The organism is Curtobacterium citreum (genome assembly GCF_006715175.1).
In the GTDB taxonomy this organism is placed as follows: domain Bacteria; phylum Actinomycetota; class Actinomycetes; order Actinomycetales; family Microbacteriaceae; genus Curtobacterium; species Curtobacterium citreum.
The window spans coordinates 999,966-1,021,318 of record NZ_VFMQ01000001.1 but is presented as its reverse complement, the minus strand read 5'-3'; the positions used below and the strand labels follow the sequence as shown (position 1 = coordinate 1,021,318).

Annotated in this window: 21 protein-coding genes; 10 read left to right on the top strand and 11 right to left on the bottom strand. The window is 73.2% G+C overall.

Annotation, left to right across the window (positions count from 1 at the left end; all coding sequences use genetic code 11):
• Window positions 1-22: 22 nt before the first annotated feature.
• Together FB462_RS04975 and FB462_RS04970 are read right to left on the bottom strand one after the other, a co-directional pair.
• Entirely contained in the window at window positions 23-691 is a 669-nt protein-coding gene (locus FB462_RS04975) for a DUF6264 family protein (protein WP_058741755.1), read from the bottom strand.
• Complete coding sequence (locus FB462_RS04970; RefSeq protein ID WP_141860520.1) at window positions 688-1,752, bottom strand: 4-hydroxy-3-methylbut-2-enyl diphosphate reductase; 1,065 nt, start codon at window positions 1,750-1,752, stop codon at window positions 688-690. The genes FB462_RS04975 and FB462_RS04970 overlap by 4 nt, the downstream gene beginning before the upstream one ends.
• 148 nt (window positions 1,753-1,900) lie before the next feature.
• On the opposite strand from FB462_RS04970, the gene xseA reads away from it, so the two are divergent.
• The 5 genes from xseA to FB462_RS04945 all read left to right on the top strand — a co-directional run bounded on the left by xseA (window position 1,901) and on the right by FB462_RS04945 (window position 6,369).
• On the top strand, window positions 1,901-3,142 hold the full coding sequence (gene xseA, locus FB462_RS04965; RefSeq protein WP_141860518.1) for an exodeoxyribonuclease VII large subunit: 1,242 nt from the start codon (window positions 1,901-1,903) through the stop codon (window positions 3,140-3,142).
• Between the two features lie 144 nt (window positions 3,143-3,286).
• Window positions 3,287-3,556 (top strand): exodeoxyribonuclease VII small subunit, encoded by a 270-nt coding sequence (locus FB462_RS04960; protein ID WP_141860516.1) that lies wholly within the window; start codon window positions 3,287-3,289, stop codon window positions 3,554-3,556.
• Window positions 3,553-4,191 (top strand): DUF4245 domain-containing protein, encoded by a 639-nt coding sequence (locus FB462_RS04955; RefSeq protein ID WP_141860514.1) that lies wholly within the window; start codon window positions 3,553-3,555, stop codon window positions 4,189-4,191. The genes FB462_RS04960 and FB462_RS04955 overlap by 4 nt, the downstream gene beginning before the upstream one ends.
• 37 nt (window positions 4,192-4,228) lie before the next feature.
• Window positions 4,229-4,843 carry a carbonic anhydrase gene (locus FB462_RS04950; protein ID WP_141860512.1) on the top strand — a complete coding sequence of 205 codons (615 nt, stop codon included), beginning with the start codon at window positions 4,229-4,231 and terminating at the stop codon, window positions 4,841-4,843.
• Between the two features lie 95 nt (window positions 4,844-4,938).
• A complete protein-coding gene (locus tag FB462_RS04945; protein WP_167510019.1) occupies window positions 4,939-6,369 on the top strand; it encodes a class II fumarate hydratase in 1,431 nt (476 codons plus the stop codon).
• Between the two features lie 86 nt (window positions 6,370-6,455).
• Here FB462_RS04945 and phoH2 read toward each other — a convergent pair whose 3' ends face one another.
• The 3 genes from phoH2 to FB462_RS04930 all read right to left on the bottom strand — a co-directional run bounded on the left by phoH2 (window position 6,456) and on the right by FB462_RS04930 (window position 10,098).
• Window positions 6,456-7,817 carry an RNA 5'-3' helicase PhoH2 gene (phoH2, locus tag FB462_RS04940; protein WP_188868842.1) on the bottom strand — a complete coding sequence of 454 codons (1,362 nt, stop codon included), beginning with the start codon at window positions 7,815-7,817 and terminating at the stop codon, window positions 6,456-6,458.
• Window positions 7,818-8,072: 255 nt separating this feature from the next.
• Complete coding sequence (locus FB462_RS04935) at window positions 8,073-9,182, bottom strand: aminotransferase class V-fold PLP-dependent enzyme (RefSeq protein WP_141860510.1); 1,110 nt, start codon at window positions 9,180-9,182, stop codon at window positions 8,073-8,075.
• Between the two features lie 130 nt (window positions 9,183-9,312).
• Window positions 9,313-10,098 carry an isoprenyl transferase gene (locus FB462_RS04930; RefSeq protein ID WP_114848914.1) on the bottom strand — a complete coding sequence of 262 codons (786 nt, stop codon included), beginning with the start codon at window positions 10,096-10,098 and terminating at the stop codon, window positions 9,313-9,315.
• A gap of 69 nt (window positions 10,099-10,167) precedes the next feature.
• On the opposite strand from FB462_RS04930, the gene trhA reads away from it, so the two are divergent.
• The gene (gene trhA, locus FB462_RS04925) at window positions 10,168-10,863 is read left to right on the top strand and encodes a PAQR family membrane homeostasis protein TrhA (protein WP_058742782.1); all 696 of its coding nucleotides are present in this window, start codon (window positions 10,168-10,170) and stop codon (window positions 10,861-10,863) included.
• Window positions 10,864-10,999: 136 nt separating this feature from the next.
• On the opposite strand, the gene FB462_RS04920 is transcribed toward trhA, so the two are convergent.
• Window positions 11,000-11,296: a hypothetical protein gene (locus FB462_RS04920; protein WP_141860508.1), complete on the bottom strand. Its 297-nt coding sequence runs from the start codon at window positions 11,294-11,296 to the stop codon at window positions 11,000-11,002.
• Window positions 11,293-12,183 carry a mycothiol conjugate amidase Mca gene (gene mca / locus FB462_RS04915; RefSeq protein ID WP_181819151.1) on the bottom strand — a complete coding sequence of 297 codons (891 nt, stop codon included), beginning with the start codon at window positions 12,181-12,183 and terminating at the stop codon, window positions 11,293-11,295. Before mca ends, FB462_RS04920 begins: the two co-directional genes overlap by 4 nt.
• A 224-nt stretch (window positions 12,184-12,407) precedes the next feature.
• Here mca and FB462_RS17220 point away from each other — a divergent pair, with 224 nt between their 5' ends.
• Window positions 12,408-12,731 (top strand): DUF4307 domain-containing protein, encoded by a 324-nt coding sequence (locus FB462_RS17220; RefSeq protein WP_167510018.1) that lies wholly within the window; start codon window positions 12,408-12,410, stop codon window positions 12,729-12,731.
• A gap of 67 nt (window positions 12,732-12,798) precedes the next feature.
• Complete coding sequence (gene greA, locus FB462_RS04905; protein WP_141860506.1) at window positions 12,799-13,287, top strand: transcription elongation factor GreA; 489 nt, start codon at window positions 12,799-12,801, stop codon at window positions 13,285-13,287.
• Window positions 13,288-13,446: 159 nt separating this feature from the next.
• On the opposite strand, the gene FB462_RS04900 is transcribed toward greA, so the two are convergent.
• The 3 genes from FB462_RS04900 to FB462_RS04890 form a co-directional block, all read right to left on the bottom strand.
• The gene (locus FB462_RS04900; protein WP_141860504.1) at window positions 13,447-13,938 is read right to left on the bottom strand and encodes a hypothetical protein; all 492 of its coding nucleotides are present in this window, start codon (window positions 13,936-13,938) and stop codon (window positions 13,447-13,449) included.
• A gap of 95 nt (window positions 13,939-14,033) precedes the next feature.
• Window positions 14,034-15,293, bottom strand: coding sequence for a threonine ammonia-lyase (gene ilvA, locus FB462_RS04895; protein ID WP_114848909.1), 1,260 nt, complete (start codon window positions 15,291-15,293; stop codon window positions 14,034-14,036).
• 63 nt (window positions 15,294-15,356) lie between these two features.
• The gene (locus tag FB462_RS04890) at window positions 15,357-16,595 is read right to left on the bottom strand and encodes an AI-2E family transporter (protein ID WP_114848908.1); all 1,239 of its coding nucleotides are present in this window, start codon (window positions 16,593-16,595) and stop codon (window positions 15,357-15,359) included.
• A gap of 93 nt (window positions 16,596-16,688) precedes the next feature.
• Between FB462_RS04890 and FB462_RS04885 the strand changes: the two genes are divergently transcribed.
• The gene (locus tag FB462_RS04885) at window positions 16,689-17,954 is read left to right on the top strand and encodes a winged helix-turn-helix domain-containing protein (protein WP_141860502.1); all 1,266 of its coding nucleotides are present in this window, start codon (window positions 16,689-16,691) and stop codon (window positions 17,952-17,954) included.
• Window positions 17,955-17,994: 40 nt separating this feature from the next.
• Here FB462_RS04885 and FB462_RS04880 read toward each other — a convergent pair whose 3' ends face one another.
• Window positions 17,995-18,576 (bottom strand): LemA family protein, encoded by a 582-nt coding sequence (locus tag FB462_RS04880; protein WP_141860500.1) that lies wholly within the window; start codon window positions 18,574-18,576, stop codon window positions 17,995-17,997.
• A 242-nt stretch (window positions 18,577-18,818) separates the two neighbouring features.
• On the opposite strand from FB462_RS04880, the gene FB462_RS04875 reads away from it, so the two are divergent.
• The gene (locus tag FB462_RS04875; RefSeq protein WP_141860498.1) at window positions 18,819-21,290 is read left to right on the top strand and encodes an Ig-like domain-containing protein; all 2,472 of its coding nucleotides are present in this window, start codon (window positions 18,819-18,821) and stop codon (window positions 21,288-21,290) included.
• Window positions 21,291-21,353: the final 63 nt, after the last annotated feature.

The following is a 21,353-nucleotide window of genomic DNA, read 5'->3' as shown; positions in this document are numbered from 1 at the left end:
CGGGCGCACTCGTCGGGCGGGCTCAGCCGCCGGAGTGCTGCATCACGGCCTGCAGGAACCTGGGGTCCTGCAGCACGACCACGATGAACGCGGTGACGCTGATCGCCGTGGCGACGACCCCGCCGAGGAGCGGCACCCAGAAGGTCCGTCGGCGTGCCCGGAGGCGACGGATCGACCACCACGTCACCAGCGCGAACACGACGACGCTGCCGATCGCACCGACCACGGCCGCGGTGGACAGGGCTGCTGGGTCCGCGAAGGTCGTGTACTGCTGCTCGAAGGTCTCGCGCACCGAGGACGCGACCTGCGACACCGAGAGCGACTGCACGGTCGAGAACAGCCCGGTGACGAGCAGTCCGACCGTCAGCACGAAGTCGAGCGGGGACGCGCCGAACCGGCTGCGCGGTACCTGCTGGGCGGCCGCCGCGGACTTCGCCGTCGCGATCGGCTGCTCCTCGCGGCGCTCCTGGGCTCGACGCTCGTCCTCGCGGCGCTGGGCCTCCAGGACCGGGTTCACCCACCCCTCCGGGGCGTACTCGCCGTACTCCGGTGCCGGACGGCCGTGGACCCGGCCGACCGCGGGACCGGCAGCCGACCCGGCGGAGGCGGGGCGTGCCTCCCGGCCGAGCGCCGTCTCGTCGACGTGACCCGGCTCGCGGGCCGGGGCCGCGGACCAGTCCCCGCCGCTCACCGGCGACGCCCGCCGAGCGCACGCGTCGGGTTGCCCGACGCGTCGGTGCGGAGCTCCTTCGGGAGCGAGAACATGAGGTCCTCGTGCGCGGTGACGATCTCCTCGACGGTGCCGTAGCCGGCGTCCGCGAGCTGCTCGAGCACCTCGGCGACGAGTTCCTCGGGCACCGAGGCGCCGCTCGTCACACCGACCGTGGCGACGCCGTGGAGCCACTCCTGGCGGATCTCCTCGGCGTAGTCGACCCGGTGCGCGGCCTTCGCGCCGTGCTCGAGCGCGACCTCGACCAGTCGGACGCTGTTCGAGGAGTTCGCCGAGCCGACCACGATGACCAGGTCGGCGGCGGGGGCGACCTTCTTCACCGCGACCTGGCGGTTCTGGGTGGCGTAGCAGATGTCGTCCGACGGCGGGTTCTCGATGGACGGGAACTTCTCGCGGAGCCGGCGGACGGTCTCCATGGTCTCGTCGACGCTCAGCGTGGTCTGCGACAGCCAGACGAGGTTGTCAGGGTCCGGGACCTCGAGCGCGGCGACGTCCTCGGGGCCGTTCACCAGGATGGTGCGTTCGGGGGCGTGGCCCATCGTGCCCTCGACCTCCTCGTGCCCGGCGTGGCCGATGAGGATGATCGTGCGCTCGGCCTTCGCGAACCGGGTGGCCTCGCGGTGCACCTTCGTGACGAGCGGGCAGGTCGCGTCGATGGCGTGCAGGTCGCGCTCGGCGGCGCCGGCGACGACCGCCGGGGACACTCCGTGGGCGCTGAAGACGACGTGGGCGCCGTGCGGGACCTCGGTGACGTCGTCGACGAACACCGCACCGCGCTGCTCGAGCGTGGAGACGACGTGCACGTTGTGGACGATCTGCTTGCGCACGTAGACGGGTTCGCCGTACTGCTCCAGGGCCTTCTCGACCGCGACGACGGCCCGGTCGACCCCGGCGCAGTAGCCGCGCGGGGCGGCGAGCAGGACCTTCTTGTCGCCCGGGACCGGCTCGTCCCGCAGGCGACCCCGCGCTGCGTGCACGCGCGGCGGGGCGAGCGGGACCGTTCGGCCGTTGGTGATCGTCACGCCCCCGATGATAGGTGCGCGGGCGGCACGGGGCCTGGGACGGCGGGGTGCGCGGCCCGGCATCGCCGACGGTCGCGCGGCCACGCGGTGTCGCCGGTCGGCGGTCGCTCGGCCCGGCGGTGTCGCCGGGATGCGGCAGCATGGGGGCATGGCGATCGAGCAGGGCCCACCGACGGCCGACAACCCGTGGCCCGTCGCGCTGCTCGGCGCGAAGATCCGCGACTGGATCGACCGGCTCGGCGTCGCCTGGGTCGAGGGCGAGATCACCCAGTGGAACGTCGCCGGCGGCAACGTCTACGGCAAGCTCAAGGACGTCGAGGTCGACGCGACCGTGTCCTTCTCGATCTGGTCGAGCGTGCGCTCCCGCGTGCCGGCGGACCTGAAGCAGGGCGCCCGGGTGGTCGCGGCCGTCAAACCGAACTACTGGGTCAAGGGCGGCTCGCTGACCATGCAGGTCGTCGAGATGAAGCACGTCGGGCTCGGTGACCTGCTCGAGCGCCTCGAACGGCTGCGCCGGACCCTGGCGGCCGAGGGGTTGTTCGACCCCGCCCGCAAGAAGCGCCTGCCGTTCCTGCCGCACCGCATCGGCCTGATCACCGGCAAGGACTCCGACGCCGAGAAGGACGTCAAGCGGAACGCGCAGCTGCGGTGGCCGCAGGTGGAGTTCCGCACGGTGCACACCGCCGTGCAGGGCGAACGCGCGGTGGGCGAGGTCACGGCCGCGATCGTCGAGCTCGACGCCGACCCGACCGTCGACGTCATCATCGTGGCCCGCGGTGGCGGAGACTTCCAGAACCTGCTCGGCTTCAGCGACGAGGGGCTGGTCCGCACCGCGGCGGCCGCGTCGACGCCGATCGTCTCGGCGATCGGGCACGAGGCCGACCGGCCGATCCTCGACGAGGTCGCTGACCTCCGCGCCTCGACCCCGACCGACGCGGCGAAGCGGGTCGTGCCGGACGTGGCCGAGGAGCTCGCCAACGTCCGGCAGGCCCGGGCACGCCTGGGCCTGCGGCTGTCGCACACCCTGTCGGTCGAGGCCGACCGGATCGCCGCGCTCCGCTCCCGCCCCGCCCTGGCGTCGACCGCGTGGCTCGTCGACACCCGGGCAGAGGAGGTGGCGCGCGACCTCTCCCGCGCCCGCGAGCTGCTCGACCGTCGGCTCGAGCGCTCGCACAGCGACGTCGGGCACCTGACCGGCCGGCTCCGCGCGCTCTCCCCGCGGGACACGCTGCGGCGGGGCTACGCCATCGTGCAGACCGCGGACGGCGGGGTCGTCCGCGGCACCGACGACCTGTCGGGGCCGACGCCCGTGCACGTGACGCTCGGGGCGGGCACGGCGACCGGCACGCTCGAGCCGGACGGGCCGGGGCCGGACGGGTCCGGAGCCTGACGGGTCCGGGGCCTGACGGGTTCGGGGCCTGCCGCCGAGCCGGACGCGCCCGGCGCCGCGGGCCGCGGGATCCGGCGCCGCACCGTTCTCCACCGGTCCGGCCGCCGGTACGCCGCGTCGGAGGGTGCTCGGTAGGATCGAGTGGTGTCGACCCAGCAGGAACCCGTGCCGTCCGACGTGCAGTCGCTGAGCTACGAAGCGGCGCGCGACGAACTCGTGCGCGTCGTCACGGAGCTCGAGCAGGGGTCCGCGACGCTCGAGCGTTCGCTGGCGCTGTGGGAGCGCGGGGAGTCCCTCGCCGCCCGGTGCGAGGAGTGGCTGGTCGGCGCCCGCGCCCGGCTCGACGCCGCCCGTGCCTCCACCGCCGGTGCGAACGCGGACGGAGCGGGCGACCAGGACGGAGCGGACCGGTGACCGACGCCGACGGCCGCCCGATCGTCGCCGAGCTCGGCCGCCCCGAGACGGCTGAGGAGACCTGGGCGCGCAAGGACGCCGCACGCCGCACCCGTCGTGAGCACCAGACGGCGTTCAACCTCGTGCTCGCCCTCATCGCCTCACTCGGCATCGTGCTGTTCCTGGTGCTCGTCGTGGTCCGCCCCGACCAGACCGTGGACCGGACCGTCGACTACCAGCAGATCGCGTCGCAGGCGAACGTCCCCGGCGTGACCCTCGCCGCCCCGGACCTGCCGAAGGACTACAGCGCCAACCGCGCCGACTTCCAGGACAAGACCTCCGACGAGGTCAAGGTCTGGACGGTCGGCCTGATCACGCCCGACAAGCAGTACATCGGCCTGCAGCAGGGCATCGACGCGAACGCCTCGTGGGTCGCGAACCAGCTCGACCAGAAGCCGTCCACCGGTGACCGCACCATCGCGGGCACGAAGTGGACCGTGTACGACCGGCGAGCCGAGGGCAAGGACGCGGGCAACCACGCGTACTCGCTGGTCGGTACCTTCGACCGGAACACCATCGTCCTGTCCGGCACCGCCGACGACGCGTCCTTCACGACCGTCGCCACGGCCGTGTCGAAGCAGTTCGCGCAGCAGTGACCCACCCGACGCAGCCCACCCGACCCCGAGGAAGCCCATGCCCGACCGCGCCGCCGCCACCCCGTCCGAGGCCCTCCGCCTGCTCGTCGAGGGCAACGCCCGCTTCGCCGCCGACAAGCGCCGCACCGGCCGGATCGACCCGGACCGCCGTGGTGAGCTCACCGGTTCGCAGGCTCCGTTCGCCACCGTCCTCGGGTGCTCCGACTCGCGCGTGCCGTTCGAGCACGTCTTCGACGCCGGTATCGGCGACCTCTTCGCGATCCGCAACGCCGGGCAGATCGTCGACGACGTCGTCCTCGGCTCGATCGAGTTCGCGGTCGTGGCGCTCGGCACGCCGCTCGTCGTCGTGCTCCGCCACACCCGCTGCGGAGCGGTCGCCGCCGCCCGCTCCGGTGAGCCGGTGCCCGCGCCGCACCTGCAGGCCCTCGTCGACGCCATCGCGCCGAGTGTCGAGCAGGTCCGCACCACCGACGCCGACCTGCCGCAGGAAGCCGTCGGCGCCGCCCATCTCGAGGCCACGCTCCGCCAGGTGATCGAGCGCTCCGGCGCCGTCTCGGACGCGATCGCCGAGGGACGGCTCGCGGTCGTCGGCGCGACCTACGACCTGGGGACCGGCGAGGTCTCCATCGACACCGTAGTCGGACAGGCCTGACCGGCGCCGACGACGCAGGCCCCGACACCGACGGGACCGTACGACCGCGTCGACGCGACCGCGCCGGCGAGCACGACAGGAAGGACCACGACGACGTGACCGACACCACCGCGACCACCGCCCCGGACAGCACCCCCGAGGGCGACTACCGCATCGAGCACGACACCATGGGCGAGGTCCGGGTACCGGCGTCGGCGCTCTACCGCGCCCAGACCCAGCGTGCCGTCGAGAACTTCCCGATCTCCGGTGCCGGCCTCGAGTCGGCGCAGATCGTCGCGCTCGCCCGGATCAAGCGCGCCGCCGCGGTCGTCAACGGCGAGCTCGGCATCGTCGACCCGGCCGTCTCGGACGCGATCGCGCAGGCCGCGGACGCTGTCATCGGCGGGCAGCACCACGACCAGTTCCCGGTCGACGTCTACCAGACCGGCAGCGGCACCTCGTCGAACATGAACATGAACGAGGTCCTCGCGACGCTCGCCACCCGGATCGCCGGGTCGGACGTGCACCCGAACGACCACGTCAACGCGTCGCAGTCCTCGAACGACGTGTTCCCGACCTCCGTGCACGTCGCCGTGACCGAGGCGCTCATCCGCACCCTCGTCCCGGCGCTCGAGCACCTCGCCGAGTCCCTCGAGGCCAAGGCGACGCTCTGGGCCGACGCGGTGAAGTCCGGCCGCACGCACCTGATGGACGCGACGCCGGTCACCCTCGGCCAGGAGTTCGGCGGCTACGCGCGCCAGGTCCGGCTCGGGGTCGAGCGGGTGCAGGCGACGCTCCCCCGCGTCGCCGAGGTCCCGCTCGGCGGCACCGCGGTCGGCACCGGCATCAACACCCCGAAGGGCTTCCCGCAGCGCGTCATCGCGCAGCTGGCGTCCGACACCGGGCTGCCGATCACCGAGGCGCTCGACCACTTCGAGGCGCAGGGCGCGCGTGACGCCCTGGTCGAGGCGTCCGGCGCGCTCAAGGTCATCGCGGTCAGCCTGACGAAGATCAACAACGACCTGCGCTGGATGGGCTCCGGTCCGAACACCGGCCTGGGCGAGCTGCACATCCCCGACCTGCAGCCGGGGTCGTCGATCATGCCCGGCAAGGTCAACCCGGTCATCCCCGAGGCCACGCTCATGGTCGCCGCGCGCGTGATCGGCAACGACGCCACCATCGCGTGGGCCGGGGCCTCGGGCGCGTTCGAGCTGAACGTCGCGATCCCGGTGATGGGCACCGCGCTCCTCGAGTCGATCCGCCTGCTCGCGAACAGCTCGCGGGTCCTCGCCGACAAGACGATCGACGGGCTGCAGGCGAACCTCGAGCGCGCGCGGGCCTTCGCCGAGTCGTCGCCGTCGATCGTGACGCCGCTCAACCGGGTCATCGGCTACGAGGCCGCCGCGAAGGTCGCGAAGTACGCCGTCGCCGAGGGCATCACCGTGCGTGAGGCCGTCGTGGCCCTCGGCCACGTCGAGCGGGGCGAGGTCACCGAGGAGCAGCTCGACAGCGCTCTGGACGTGCTGTCGATGACGCACCCGAACTGACGGGCGCACCCACCGACGGACGGGAGGCACGGTGCCGGCTGGCACCGTGCCTCCCGTCCGTCCCGGGGTCGCGTCCGCCCCGCGCGCTACACCAGGTCCGGCGAGTCGAGCAGGTCCGTCACGAGCGCTGCGATCGCCGAACGCTCGGAGCGCGTCAGCGTGACGTGCGCGAACAGCGGGTGCCCCTTCAGCCGCTCGATGACCGACGCGACCCCGTCGTGCCGCCCGACGCGCAGGTTGTCCCGCTGCGCCACGTCGTGCGTCAGGACCACCCGCGAGTTCTGCCCGATGCGCGAGAGCATGGTGAGCAGGACGTTGCGCTCGAGGGACTGTGCCTCGTCGACGATCACGAACGCGTCGTGCAGGGAGCGCCCGCGGATGTGGGTCAGCGGGAGCACCTCGAGCATGCCGCGCTCGACGACCTCGTCCAGGACGTTGTCGGACACCAGCGCGCCGAGGGTGTCGAACACCGCCTGCGCCCACGGGTTCATCTTCTCGTTGGCGTCGCCGGGCAGGAAGCCGAGCTCCTGGCCGCCCACCGCGTAGAGCGGCCGGAACACCATGATCTTCTTGTGCTGCTGCCGTTCGAGGACGGCCTCGAGCCCGGCGCAGAGCGCGAGCGCCGACTTGCCGGTGCCCGCTGACCCGCCGAGCGAGACGATGCCGATCTCCGGGTCGAGCAGGGCGTCGATCGCGAGCCGCTGCTCCGCCGAGCGCCCACGGAGCCCGAAGACCTCGCGGTCCCCGCGCACCAGGGCGACGGACCCGGCGGTGTGCACCCGGCCGAGGGCCGACCCGCGCTCCGAGTGGATGACGACCCCCGTGTTGACCGGGACACCGGCGAGCTGCGACGACGGGACCTCCTCGCGCTCGTACAGGTCGGCCATCTGCTCGCCCGACACCTGCAGGTCGGTGATGCCCGTGTAGCCGGAGTCGACGGCGAGCTCGGCGCGGTACTCCTCCGCCGCCATGCCGATCGACGACGCCTTGACCCGGAGCGGCAGGTCCTTCGACACGACGACGACGTCGAGTCCGTCGTTCGCCAGGTTCATCGCGACCGCGAGGATCCGGGAGTCGTTGTCACCGAGCTGCAGGCCCGAGGGCAGCACCGACTGGTTGGAGTGGTTCAGCTCGACCCGGAACGACCCGCCGTCGGCGAGGGCGATCGGGAAGTCGAGTCGTTCGTGTTCGATGCGCAGCTCGTCGAGGAGTCGGAGGGCCTGCCGCGCGAAGTACCCGATCTCCGGGTCGTTGCGCTTGGCCTCCAGTTCGCTGACGACGACGACGGGCAGGACGACCGCGTGCTCGGCGAAGCGGAACAACGCCCGCGGATCGCTGAGGAGCACCGATGTGTCGAGCACGAACGTGCGCTGGGCGACCGAGGTGGACGAGTCCGCGGTGTGGTGCTGCTGGGTTCCGCGAGAGACGTTCTGAGAGGTCACGACCACTCCATCCCCGGGCCGCGCGCGGCCCGGTCACTGTCCTCGACGCGGCCGTGGAGCGGGTCCCGAAGCACCGACTGTGGCCGCTTCGATCGGGCGCGGTGCCCGATGGGGCCAAGCTACGTCCGCCCTCCGACAGCGGCATCCCGACACGCTGTTCGGCAGGTTACGGTCACGTGAACGGGACAGTTCCGGCCTGGAGGCTCGAGGCGACGCCGCCGCGCGGCTCGCGTCCGTCCGCGCGCACCTGCGCGACCGGCATCACTGCATGGTCGCGTAGGACAGGCAGGCGTCGCGGAACATGTCGAGCGTCTCGTCCGTCGTGGACGCGAACACCGACACCCGGGCGACCCCGAGCCGCGTCGTGGCGGTGACCCCGTGGTTGTGGAAGGCGGCGGACAGCGCCGTGAGACGGCCCTGCGGCGGCCGGAGCACGACGATCCCGGCGCGCTCGCGCGGGTCGCGGCTCGACTCGACGGACAGCCCGAACTCGTCGGCGATGTCGAAGACCCGCTCGACCCGCTCGGCGACCTGCTCCTGCACCGCGGCCACGCCGACGGACACGAGCCGTTCGAGCGCGACGGCCGTGCGGGCCTGGGCGACCGGATCGGTCCTGGTCATCTGGAACCCGGCGGCCCCGGGCTTCACCGAGGGCACCTCGGTCGGCCAACCGGTGGTGCCCTGCGGGCCGGACAGCGCCGGGCGCAGGCGGTTCAGGGCGCGGTCGCTGAAGGCCGTGAAGCCCGTGCCCCAGCCGGCGTGCAGCCACTTCTGCCCGCCGGTCGCGACGACGTCCGCGAGCTCGTACGGGGCGTCCACGACGCCGAAGCCCTGGATCGCGTCGACGATCAGGAGCCGGTCGCCGATGACCTCGCGGATCGCGGCGAGGTCGGCGAGGTACCCGGTCTGCCAGTCCACGAGGGACACGGCGACCGCGGTGACGTCGTCCGAGAGCCGCGACGCGATGAGCGACGGCGTCATCCACCCGGCGCCGGACTCGACGACGACGGGCTGCACGCGGCCGCCCGTGGCCGAGGCGGCGCTCGCGAGGGCGAGGGGCAGCGACGGGTACTCGTCCGCGGCGACGAGCACGCCACCGGTCAGGCCGAACGCGGTGTGCAGCAGCCCCGGGGTCGTCGCGGTCTGGGAGACGACCTGGTCCTCACGCCGGCCGACCAGCCGCGCGGCGACCGTCCGGACACGGGCGTCCTGCTCGTCGAGCGTCTCCATGGCGCCGAAGCGCATGTGCTCCTGGATGGTCCCGAGCACGCGCTGCTCCTCGAGCACCGCGGTCTGCACGGGACCGAACGCGGCGTGGTCGAGGTAGCCGGGCTCCTCGGCGAAGCCGGCGGCGTACTCGGTGGTGTTCACAGGGGCAACCTTCCGTGGGTGGAGAACCCTGTGAGTGTACTGGGATGCCCGGGCGCGGGCGAACGCAGGCCGCCGGACGCACCGGAGGACGCGGCGCGAGCGGCGACCGCAGGACGGCTCCGGCGCGCCCTCAGCCGCCGAAGCGTCGGGACCGCAGGCCGAAGTCGCGGACGGCGCGCAGGAAGTCCACCTCGCGCAGGTCCGGGTAGAAGGCCTCGACGAAGTAGAACTCGCTGTGCGCGCTCTGCCACAGCATGAAGTCGGAGAGCCGCTGCTCGCCCGACGTCCGGATCACGAGGTCCGGGTCCGGCTGCCCCTGCGTGTACAGGTGGTCGCCGATGAGCTCCGGGGTCAGCACCTCGGCCAGGGTGTCGAGCGTGCCGCCGCCCTCGCCGTGCGCCCGCACGATGCTCCGCATGGCGTCCGCGATCTCGCGGCGGCCGCCGTAGCCGACCGCCAGGTTGACGTGCAGGCCGGTGTGCTCCGCGGTCTTCGCCTCGGCGGTCTCGAGCGCGTCGACGAGCGCCGTGGGCAGCCCCTCGTTCGCCCCGACGTGCTGGACGCGCCAGTCGCGGTGGTCGGCGAGCGTGCCGGCCAGGTCGGCGATGATGCCGATGAGCTGCTCGAGTTCCTCGCCGCCACGGCCGGTCAGGTTGTCCGACGACAGCAGGTACAGCGTCACGACCTCGATGCCGAGGTCGTCGCACCAGTCCAGGAACTCGGGGATCTTCGCCGCGCCGGCCCGGTGTCCGTGCGCCGCGGACTCGAGTCCGAGCTGCTTCGCCCAGCGGCGGTTTCCGTCGACGATCATGGCGACGTGCTTCGGCATCGCCTGTCCGTCGATCTGGCGGCGGATACGACGCTGGTAGGCGCGGTAGAGGATCCCGCGCCCGGCCCACTGCACCCTGCCGCTCACGGCACGACTGTAGTGCACCGATCCTCCGATGTTCGGCTGCCGTTCGGGCAGTGGCCCTACTGTCGCCCCATGCAGGACGAGACCGCGACCCTCCCCCACGTCCCGTTCACCGAGGAAGCCGTCACCGAGCCGCCCCGTCCGGCCTGGCGCGGGTGGATCCACCTCGGCACGTTCCCGTTCGCCGTCGCGATGGGCGTCGTGCTCATCACGCTCGCCGACAGTGCGGCCGCGAAGGCCGGGAGCGCCGTCTTCATGGCGTCGTCCCTGCTGCTGTTCGGCGTCTCCGCGACGTACCACCGGTTCCCGTGGGGGCCGACGGTCAAGAAGGTCCTCAAGCGGATCGACCACACGAACATCCTGCTGCTCATCGCCGGCACGTACACGCCGATCGCGATCTGCGCCCTGCCGCACACGCTGATGGTCGTCGTGCTCTGGGTGATGTGGTCCGGCGCCGCGCTGGGCATCGCGTTCCGCGTGCTGTGGATCGGTGCGCCGCGCTGGCTGTACGTCCCGATCTACCTCGTGCTCGGATGCGCCGCGCTGGGGCTGCTGCCGCAGTTCTTCGCCGCGAGCGTCCCGATGACGGTCCTGGTGCTCTCCGGCGGGCTCGCCTACATCCTCGGTGCGCTCGTGTACGGCTTCAAGCGTCCCGACCCCGCCCCGACGGTGTTCGGGTTCCACGAGGTCTTCCACGCCCTGACGGTCGTGGCCTTCGCCGCCCAGTGGGTGGGTGTGCTCATCGTGGCGCTGCACCCGGTGCGCTGACCGTTCCGGGGCGCGTCACGGACGCGAGGCGCGTGGCGGTCCCGCCACGCCTCCCTCGCAAGCTCGGTCGGCGCGGCCCGCGTGCCGCTGGCGCGTCACCGCTGAGCGGGCCGCGCCAGTCCGTCGGTGGTGCCTTCTACCCGCGTTCGGTGTCGTCGCCCACGTCGGTGCGGCCGTCCTCGGCCGACCGCCGCTCCGGCTCGTCCGTCGCGGTCCCGGCGTCGCCCTGCTCCAGGCGCTCCCGGATCTCGGCGCGGTAGCGCGTCCGCCGGATGCGACGCGTCATGTCGACCACGAGCAGGATCGTCACCACGGCGACGACCGCGATGGCGATGAAGCCCGCGACGCCGGGGGTGACGTCGACGTCCGGGACGGTCGACGGGCTCGGGCTGGGGTTCGTGGCGGCGATGATCGTCGCCGTGATGGTGCTCACGCGGTGGTGTCCTCGTCCTCGGGGATCCCCGCGAACAGGTCGGACTCCGGCAGGTCGGTGGGCACGCGTGCCTCGACGAGCTGGTAGTCCTCGGTGGGCCACACCGTCGCGAGGAGGTCGTTCGGCCAGGAGAAGAAGGCGCTGTCCGGCGGCACCTGGCTCGCGTGCGCACGGAGCGCGGCGTCACGGGCGTCGAAGTGGTCGCGGACGTCGACGTGCGACGTGGACAGGTCCGGTCGGTCCGCGAAGCGCTCGACCCACTCGCCGAGCTGCACGAGCGCCGTGTCCTCCGGGTTCCGCTCCCGCATGGCGTCGTAGATCGTCCGGAAGCGCCGTGGGTTCATCGTCCGCTCGTAGTAGAGCTTCGACACCGCCCACGCCGGGCCGGCCGCCGGGTACTTCGTCGGGTCCGCGGCGTCGCGCCAGGCGGCGACCGAGACCTCGTGCGTGCGGATGTGGTCCGGGTGCGGGTAGCCGCCGTTCTCGTCGTAGGTGACGAGCACGTGCGGACGGAACCGACGGACCACGCGGACGAGCGTCTCGGTCGAGTACTCGAGCGGGACGGTGGAGAACGTGCCCGGACGGACCGTCTCGCCCTGCTCGGCGTCGGGCAACCCGGAGTCGTGGTACCCGAGCCAGACGTGCTCGATCCCGAGCGCGGCCTGCGCGGCGGCCATCTCGGTGCGGCGGTACCCGGCCATGTCGCGGTGCGCGCGGCTCGTCGCCGGCTCGCCGAGGTGGTCGTTGAGGATGTCCCCGGCCTCGCCGCCCGTGCACGAGACGACCATGACCTGGTGGCCCTCGGCGACGTACTTCGCCGCGGTGGCCGCTCCCTTGCTCGACTCGTCGTCGGGGTGGGCGTGGACGGCCAGCAGGCGGAACGGCACGGGGGTCCCTTCGGAGACGAGTGGGATTCGGGCGGTGCACAGCGGGGCGTGGCCTACCCTGGGACCAGGATAATCACCCCAGGAGCCCCGAACTGTCCGAACCGCTTCCCCCCGTCGCCCCCGACGCCACCCGCACCGCTCCGGCCGGCGCCACCGCGGCGACCCTGGACGACCGCTACGGTCGCACCGCGGGCAACCGGAAGCGCTCCCGACTGCTCGCGATCGTGGCCGCCGCCGCCGTGGTCGTGGTGTTCGCCGCCTGGGTGGTCTGGGCCGGGCTCGACCAGAGCTCGCACGGGCTCGACAGCACGGACGTCGGTTACCAGGTCGTCTCCGACCACGAGACCGTCGTGCACTCCCAGGTGTCCGTCGACCCCGGGACCGAGGCGAAGTGCGCCGTGCAGGCCCTCGACAAGTCGTACTCGATCGTCGGGTGGAAGGTCGTCACGCTGCCGCCGTCGAACGAACGCACCCGCAGCATCACGACGCCTGTGAACACCACGACGCGCGGCGTGACCGGCTTGATCCACGACTGCTGGGTTCCCTAGACTCGTCTGATTCGCGAGCGAGACCGGCCACACCGGCCGGTCTCGTTCTCTGTCGAAGGGAACCCACATGAGCAACGACCCCCAGGTCACCTGGCTGACCCAGGAGGCGCACGACCGCTTGACGGCCGAGCTCGAGCAGCTCTCCGGCCCCGCCCGCAAGGAGATCGCGGACCGCATCGAGGCGGCACGTGAAGAGGGCGACCTGAAGGAGAACGGCGGCTACCACGCCGCGAAGGACGAGCAGGGCAAGATCGAGGCGCGCATCCGCCAGCTCACCGAGCTCCTCAAGCACGCCACGGTCGGCGAAGCGGACTTCGACGGCACCGTCGAACCCGGCACGGTCGTCACCGCCGTGATCGCCGGCGACGAGTCGACGTTCCTCGTCGGCAACCGCGAGATCGTCGCGGACGGCTCGGACCTCACCGTCTACAGCCCGGTCAGCCCGGTCGGCGCGGCCATCGTGGGCATGCGTGCCGGCGACGAGACCACGTACACGGCGCCCAACGGCAAGGAGATCGCCGTCACGGTAACGAAGGTCGATCGCTACGAGCCGTAGCCCGATCGGCCCCGCACCGTGCGGGACGTGACGAACCACAGAACCGACGTCGAACCGGGCACCCGCCCCGGTTCCACGTCGGTTCTCTGGTTCGACGGGCATCTCCGGTTCGACGGGCATCGACGCGGGAGCGTCGGCGCCCGGCGCCCGGCGCGCGCGTCAGAGCGTCGCGACCTCGCGGTGCGTCAGCGCTCGGGCGCACGGGAAGCACACCAGGTCCCCCACCGCGACGTCCCCGGGCAGCACCGCATCGCGACCGGCCGTCCCCGTCGGGTTCGTCGTCACGGTGACCGCCGCAGCCGGAGCCACCGACCGGCGGCCGATCAGTCGGGCCTCGGCGAGCACGGCGCAGTCGGGCAGCACCGCGTCGAGCTCGACGAGCAGCACGCCCCAGGGCCGCCGGACCCGGGCGACCGCGGCCACGGCGACGCAGACGTCCCGCGGCACCCAGTCGCGCGGGCGGTACCGCGGCGGTGCCTGCTCCGCGGTGTGCACGCAGGGTGTCCCCGCGACCGCCGCGAGTCGCTGCATGGACACCGCACGCACCCGGACGTCGTCGGTCGTCGCCTCGGTGCTCGCCGGCCAGAGCACCGGGTCGAGGGGATCGGGGAGCGAAGCGCGGAGCGAGGGGAGGATCGACGTGAGGGTCATGACGGCAGCATCACGCGCCTCCCGGCCGTCCGCCCCGTCGCAGACGGAACCCTGACGGTCACGCGCGCGGTCCGTGCGGACCGCTGACGGGTTCTCTAGTGCTCGAGGAGCTCGGGGCGGAACCCGACCTCGTGCAGGCGCTTGATGACCTCTTGCGCGTGCTCGGGGCCGCGGGCCTCGATCGACAGGTCGAGCGCGACCTCGTTGATGACGAGGCCCTGGCCGTGCCGGGTGTGCAGCACCTCGACGACGTTCGCGCCGGCCTCGGAGATGACCTGCGCGACACGGGCGAGCTGTCCCGGACGGTCCGGCAGCATGATCCGGATGCCGATGTACCGCGACGCCGCGACGAGCCCGCGGGTGATCACGCGCTCCATCATGAGCGGGTCGATGTTGCCGCCGCTCAGCAGCACGACCGTGCGGCCGGTGTCCTTGACCGCGCCGGACATGATCGCCGCGACGCCGACCGCGCCCGCTGCCTCGACGACGAGCTTCGCCCGCTCGAGCAGCACGAGCAGCGCGCGGGCGGTGTCGTCATCGGAGACCGTGACGATCTCGTCGACGTGGTCGCGGATGATCGGGAAGTTGAGGTCGCCCGGGCGGGCCACGGCGATGCCGTCGGCGATCGTCGGCGTGGTCGCGACCGTGACCGGCTCCCCCGCTCGGATCGACGACGGGTAGGCGGCGGCGTTCTCGGCCTGCACGCCGATGACCTTGATCTCGCGGCCGAGCCGCTCCGCCGTGCCCTTCACGGCCAGGGCGATGCCGGCGATCACGCCGCCGCCGCCGATCGGCACGACCACGGTGTCGACGTCCGGCACCTGGTCGATGATCTCGAGGCCGAGCGTGCCCTGGCCCGCGATCACGGCGGGGTGGTCGAACGGCGGGATGAACACGGCGCCGGTCCGGGCGGCGAAGTCCTTCGCGGCCGAGAGCGCCTCCTCGACGGAGTGCCCGCGCAGGACGACCTCGGCGCCGTAGTGTCTGGTCGCCTGCAGCTTCGGCAGGGCGACGCCGACCGGGGTGAAGATGGTGGCGGGGATGCCGAGCTCCCGGGCGGCGAGCGCGACCCCCTGCGCGTGGTTGCCGGCGCTGGCGGCGACGACTCCCGCTGCACGCTGCTCGGGACTGAGCGTGGAGAGACGGTTGTACGCGCCGCGGACCTTGTACGCGCCGGTGCGCTGCAGGTTCTCGCACTTCAGGTGCACCGGTGAGCCGAGCAGCTCGGCGAGGAACTGCGACGTCTCCATCGGCGTGACGCGTGCGACCCCGGCGATGGTCTCCCGCGCTGCCTCGATGTCCGCGAGCGTCGGGTACGCGGCGGTCTGCGGTCGGGGCGTGGTGGTGTCGGTCACGGGACCATCATCGTCGCTCCCGGGCCGCACGGCGAACTCGTGACGAGCGGCCTGTGGAGGCGCTCAGCCCGCGGTGCCCTTCGCCGCGGTCGGCTGCTCGTCGCTGCCGGGAGCGGGCACGCCGTCGGGGTGCCGCTTCCGCCAGCGCCGCTTCCGCTTCGCCTCGACACTCGCGTGGTGGTCGCGCTGCTTCGCCTCGAGCACGTGGTCCGAGTCGAGGCCCTTCCACCGCCCGCTCGCGATCGTCGTCACCATGGAGTTGACGGTCGCGATGAGCGGCACCGCGAAGAACGCCCCCGCGATGCCCGCGAGCCCGGACGCCGCCGTCACACCGAGCACGACGGCCAGCGGGTGCACCTTGACCGCGCTGCCCATCACGAGCGGCTGCAGGATGTGCCCCTCGACCTGCTGCACGACGAGGATCACGCCGAGCATGATCACCGCGGCGACCCAGCCGTTGAAGATGAGCGCGATGAAGACGGCGAGGAAGCCGGTGACGATCGCGCCGACGACCGGGATGAACGCGCCGAGGAACACGAACACCGCGATCGGGATGACGAGCGGCAGCTGCAGGGCGGCCGCACCGATGCCGATGCCGACGGCGTCGACGAACGCCACGAAGATCTGCACGCGGATGAAGCTCGTCAGGGTGGTCCACCCCGCGACCCCGGCGCCGTCGATGGCCGCGCGCGCCTTCTTCGGGAAGAGCCGGACGGTCCAGCGCCAGACGTTCTTGCCGTCGATCAGCAGGAAGATCACGGTGAAGATCACGACGAAGAGCCCGGCGAGCAGGTGCGTCAGCGACGACCCGGCACTGGCGACGCCGGACAGGATCGACCCCGAGTTGCTCGAGAGCCAGTCGGTGGCCTGGCTGAGGTACTTGTTGAGGTCGCCCTGGCTGATCCCGAGTCCGGAGTTGGTGACGAACTCGCGGATGGTGTCGTACTGCGACAGCGTCCGGTCGCGCAGGGAGGGGTAGGACGCGGCGATCTGGTCGACGACGAGCCAGATCAGACCAGCGACCGCCGCGAGCCCGCCGACCAGGCTGACCACGACCGCGATCCACTTCGGGACGTGGTGCCGCTGCATCCAGTTCGACAGCGGGACGAGGAGCGCCGCCACGACGATGCCGATGAGGAACGGGATGAGCACCTCGCTGAACAGCGTGACGAGGTAGATGACCACCGCGACGACCCCGAGCACGACGAGCACGCGCCACGACCAAGCGCCGGCGATCCGCATGCCGGTGGGCACCGAGTCCTCGACGACGGGATCGGGATGCGTCTTCTTGCCCCAGGCCATGCCAGCGAGTGTACCGACGCGGCACATCGGACGTTCCAGATGCGGCATACGCGTCAGCGGGCCGTGTCGGCGCGGCTCGGTAGCGTCGTCCTCATGGTCAGGACGACGCTCTCCGCCGCCGAGGCACGACGGGTCGCGCTCGCGGCGCAGGGTTTCGGCGCCGCCCCCGCCGACACCGTGTCGACCCGGACGCTCACGGCCGGGTTCGCGCGGCTCGGGCTGTTGCAGATCGACTCCGTGAACGTGTTCGAGCGGAGCCACTACCTGCCGCTGTTCGCCAGGCTCGGGTCGTACGACCGGGCCACGCTGGACCGTCTGACCATGACCCGTCGCGGTCCGTACGCCGAGTACTGGGCGCACGAGGCGGCGTTCGTCGCCCGGACCGACCTGCCGCTGTTCCGCTGGCGCATGGACGCGTTCCGGGAGCGTGACGCTCGCCCGAACCGGATCGAGGGCGTCGAGCGGACCGCCGGTGTCCGACGCGAGCTGCTCGCCCTGCTCCGGGTCGAGGGGCCGATGCCCGCGAGCGCCGTCGAGCACGAGGCGAACGTCCGCCGAGGCCCGTGGTGGGGGTGGAGCGACGTGAAGACCGGGCTCGAGCAGCTGTTCCGCTGGGGCGAGGTCGTGAGCGCCGGACGGTCCGGTTTCGAACGCGTCTACGCGCTGCCCGAGCAGGTCCTGGCACCCGGGGCCCTCGAGACCGCCCCCGACCGGACCACCGCCGTCACCGAACTCGTGCGGCGCGCGGGCCGTGCGCTCGGGGTCGCGACGCGCGCGGACCTCGCCGACTACTTCCGACTGCGCTCGGACGACACCGCCGCGGCCGTGGCCGAGCTCGTCGAACGCGGCGAGCTCGTGCCGGTGACGGTCGAGGGCTGGAAGGAGCGGGCCTGGCTGCACGCCGACGCCCGGGTGCCCCGACGCCTGACCGCAGACGCTGTGCTGAGCCCCTTCGACCCGGTCGTGTGGTTCCGTCGCCGGGCCGAGCGGATGTACGGCTTCCACTACCGGATCGAGATCTACACGCCGGCACCGAAGCGGGTGTTCGGCTACTACGTGCTGCCGGTCCTGCAGGACGACCGGCTGACCGGGCGGATCGACCTGAAGAGCGACCGGCAACGCGGGCTGCTCCGGGTCCGGACGGCCTGGCAGGAGCCCGGAGAGCACCTGGACGCCGAGCGGCTCGCGGAGACCCTGCGGCGGACCGCGACCTGGCAGGGACTCGACGGCGTCGAGGTCACCGCCCGCGGCACCGCTGCGGCAGCCGTCGCCGGGGCGCTCGGTGTGCCGCTCGTGCCGCACGTCGCAGCGGACGACGTTGACGCTCCCGAGTCGACGCCGACGGACGACGCGGCCTGACGGTCACCGGTCGCGCTGCGGGGCGACCGAGCCGACGCGGTCAGAACTGGACGCGCGGGGGTTCGGCGATGGCCGAGGGCTCGGCGGTCTCGAAGAACGACGCCTCCTGCACGCCCTTGCTCTTCGCGAACGTCGACGTGGGGAAGTGCTTGATCTTGGTGTTGAGCTCGCGGACGCCGCCGTTGTACGAGCGTCGCGCGGCCTGGATGCGGTCCTCGGTCTCGACGAGCTCGGACTGCAGCTGCAGGAACGCCTGGCTCGACTGGAGCTGCGGGTAGCCCTCGGCGACGGAGAACACGCTCTTCAGGGCCTTCTGCATGTGGCCCTCGGCCACCGAGGCGCTCGGGGCGTCCGCGGCACTGAGCGTCTCCGCCCGGGCCTTGCTGACGTCCGCGAAGACGGCCTTCTCGTGCGTGGCGTAGCCCTGCACGGTCTCGACGATCGTGGGGATGAGGTCCGCGCGACGCTGCAGGTGGGTGGCGACGTCGTTCCACGAGGCGTCGACCCGTCCCGTGAGGGACATCAGCGACCGGTAGCTCGACCAGAGGGCGATCCCGACCACGACGAGCAGGACCACCACCACGGCGACGACGATGAGCGTCGTGACGAGTCCGGTGTCCATCGGGCGTACTCCTTTGCGCGTCGGGTACCGCGCGGCGTGCCGCGGGCGGTGCGTGGCCGTGCGAGGGCCGCCCACGATCCTACCGAGGCGCTCCCGGGAGGACCGACCGCGGCCACGGTTCACGGGTGATTCCCGAGTGGCGTCCACCGGGCGTCCGGGCGCCGTGCGGGCTCGTGCACCGTCGGACACATCATCCGTGCGGCGGATTGACCGCGGCGCGCGGATCACGTCTGATGGAGGCGGTGAACACGCTCGGGGACAACGTGGACGAGACGGCCGTCGGGGGCGACGGCCGCGCCCGGCGACTCGTCGGCACGGTCGCCGCCCTGTCCGCGGCGGCGGCGCTCGCCCTGTCCGGCGCACTCGTGCTGGGCACCCCGGCTGAGGCGACGGCCGCCACCTCGTCCATGTCCACGTCCACGACCGCGACCAGCACCGCGAAGCCAGGCGTGGCCACGCCGGACGCCGCCGCGCCCGCAGCCACCACCACCACCGAGACCGACGGCACAGCCGACACGACAGCCGCAACAGCCGCACCCGCCGAGCGCACCGCCACCAAGGCCACCCCCGCCCCCACGGGCACCCCGGCACCCCTGCTCGGCTCGCTCCCGCCCGACGCCGGCGGCTCGGGCTCCGACTCCCCGACACCGACCCCCACCGACCGCCCCGCCGTCCGCCCGACCATCGCCGACCCGGGCGACGTCACGACCGCGACCGTCCGCCTGCACGGGACCGGCACCCCCCGACACACCGTCCGGATCACCGGTCCGGGCGGGACGGGCTGCACGGGCACGGTGGGCGCCGACGGTACCTGGGCCTGCATGGCGACGGTCCGCTCGGGGCCGCAGCAGGTGTTCAGCGTCACGGACCGCGACGCCCCCGCACTGGGCTCGTCGAACGCCCCCGCCTCGGACGTCGTCGTCCCGCCGTCCGTCACCACCGCCGGTCCGACCGCGGGTCCGCTCTCGGGCACGGGCCTGCCCGGCGCGACGGTCACCGTCGGCGTCGTCGGCGCCCGCGGCGAGGCGGTCGCCACCGTGCGCGCCGACGGCACCTGGACCGTGGCGCTCGGGTCGGTCGCCGCGCAGGACGGCCGCCTCACGGTGACGGCCTCGCAGACGGCGAGCACCGCGGGCGGCTACCGATCGGACCTCCGCAGTGCTGCGTCCACGCCGCGGACCGTCACGCTCGACCGCACGCCGCCGTCGGCCCCGCGCATCGAGACACCGCGATCCGGGTCCACCGTCGACGCCGGGGGGACCACGATCGCGGGCTCGGGCGAGCCGGGCGCCACCGTCACGGCGTACGTCGACCGCGCTCCGGTCTGCCGGACCCGGGTCGGCGACGACGGCCGCTGGCGCTGCTCGACCGAGGGTTCGGTCCTGAGCGGGGGCACGCACGCGGTCACCGCCCTGCAGCAGGACGCCGCGGGCAACGTCTCCCCGTCCTCCCCCACGATCCGCGTCCGGGCGAGCGGCTCCACCACGTCCCCGAGCACGGCACCGGGCACCCCGTCGGGCACGGCGTCGAACGCATCGCCGACCGGTACCCCTGGACGGACCGCGGGCGCCACGCCCGGCACGACGCCGAGCGCGGGCGGCGGCGGGGCGCCGGGCAGCGCGGGCAGCGGCCCCGGCGGCACGACGGACGGCAGCGCCGGCACCGCGGGCGGCCCCGGGGGCCGCGGCGTCCCGGACTGGTCCGGTCCCGCGGGCGACTGGGCGGCCGCGACGACCTACGACCGCGGAGTGCCGTCGCTGGCAGCGTCGTTCTCGTGGGGCACCGTCCTCGTGGCGACCGCGGTCGCCGCCGGGTTCCTGGTCCTCGTCACGACGCCGCTCGCCCTCGTCGGTGCGGCGGCGCGGGGACGCCTCCGGACCTCGTGGCTCCGCAACCCCTTCGCCGGCGTCCTCGGCCGGAACCGCACGCGCGCCGAGCGTCGCCTCGGCGACGACGTGCTGCCCACCTGGGCAGCCGTCGCGCTCGGTGTCGGGATCGTCACGGTCGCGACGCTGCTCGGCGTCGGGGTCGGTCTCGAGGCCCGCTACGTCCGCCTCGCCGTCGCCGTGCTCTCCGGCTCGGCCGTGCTCACCGCGGCCGTGGTGGTCGCGACCCGCTGGGCTGCGGGGCGCGACCGCGGCACGGTCGGCTTCCGCGTCTCGCCGTGGCTCGTCCTCGCCGCGCTCGTCGCCTGCGCGCTCACCCGGACGACGGACGTCTCCCCCGCCCTGGTCGTGGGCGCCGTCCTCGTCCCGGTCGGCCGCCCGGGAGCCGACACCGGCGCACTCCGTCTCGGGTCCGGTCTGGCCGCGGGTGTCCGCAGCGCCACCGCCCGCACCGGCGCACTCCTCGTGGTCACCGTGGTCGGCTGGGTGCTGCACTCCGTGACCCCGGACACCGGCTTCTGGACCGCGCTCGGCTCCGAGTTCACCACCACGCTCTGCGTCGGCGGCATCGGTGCGCTGGTCGTCTCGCTCGTCCCGCTCGCCGGCTCCGCGGGTGCCACGCTGCTCGACGCGGCCCGGGGCCGGTACGTCGGTCTCGCGGTCGCGTCCCTCGCCCTGGCGGCCGCGGTCTACGCCGGCTCGGCGATCCGGCCGACGGGTCCCGGGGTCGTCACCACCCTCGCGACGGCCGCGGTGGCCCTCCTGGTCGTCGGCTGGTGGTGGCAGCGCCGACCCGGCGCCGCCGTCGGCGGCGACACGGCACGCTGAACCGCGACGTCCGTCACGTGGTGCGTGGACACCGGACGGGAGGCACGGGGCGGGCCCGTCACG

Coding starts and splice junctions, on each gene's coding strand:
- xseA (WP_141860518.1), top strand. CDS start 1,901: ATGGCGATCGAGCAGGGCCCACCGACGGCCGACAACCCGTGGCCCGTC.
- FB462_RS04950 (WP_141860512.1), top strand. CDS start 4,229: ATGCCCGACCGCGCCGCCGCCACCCCGTCCGAGGCCCTCCGCCTGCTC.
- trhA (WP_058742782.1), top strand. CDS start 10,168: ATGCAGGACGAGACCGCGACCCTCCCCCACGTCCCGTTCACCGAGGAA.
- greA (WP_141860506.1), top strand. CDS start 12,799: ATGAGCAACGACCCCCAGGTCACCTGGCTGACCCAGGAGGCGCACGAC.
- FB462_RS04900 (WP_141860504.1), bottom strand. CDS start 13,938: ATGACCCTCACGTCGATCCTCCCCTCGCTCCGCGCTTCGCTCCCCGAT.
- FB462_RS04890 (WP_114848908.1), bottom strand. CDS start 16,595: ATGGCCTGGGGCAAGAAGACGCATCCCGATCCCGTCGTCGAGGACTCG.
- FB462_RS04885 (WP_141860502.1), top strand. CDS start 16,689: ATGGTCAGGACGACGCTCTCCGCCGCCGAGGCACGACGGGTCGCGCTC.
- FB462_RS04880 (WP_141860500.1), bottom strand. CDS start 18,576: ATGGACACCGGACTCGTCACGACGCTCATCGTCGTCGCCGTGGTGGTG.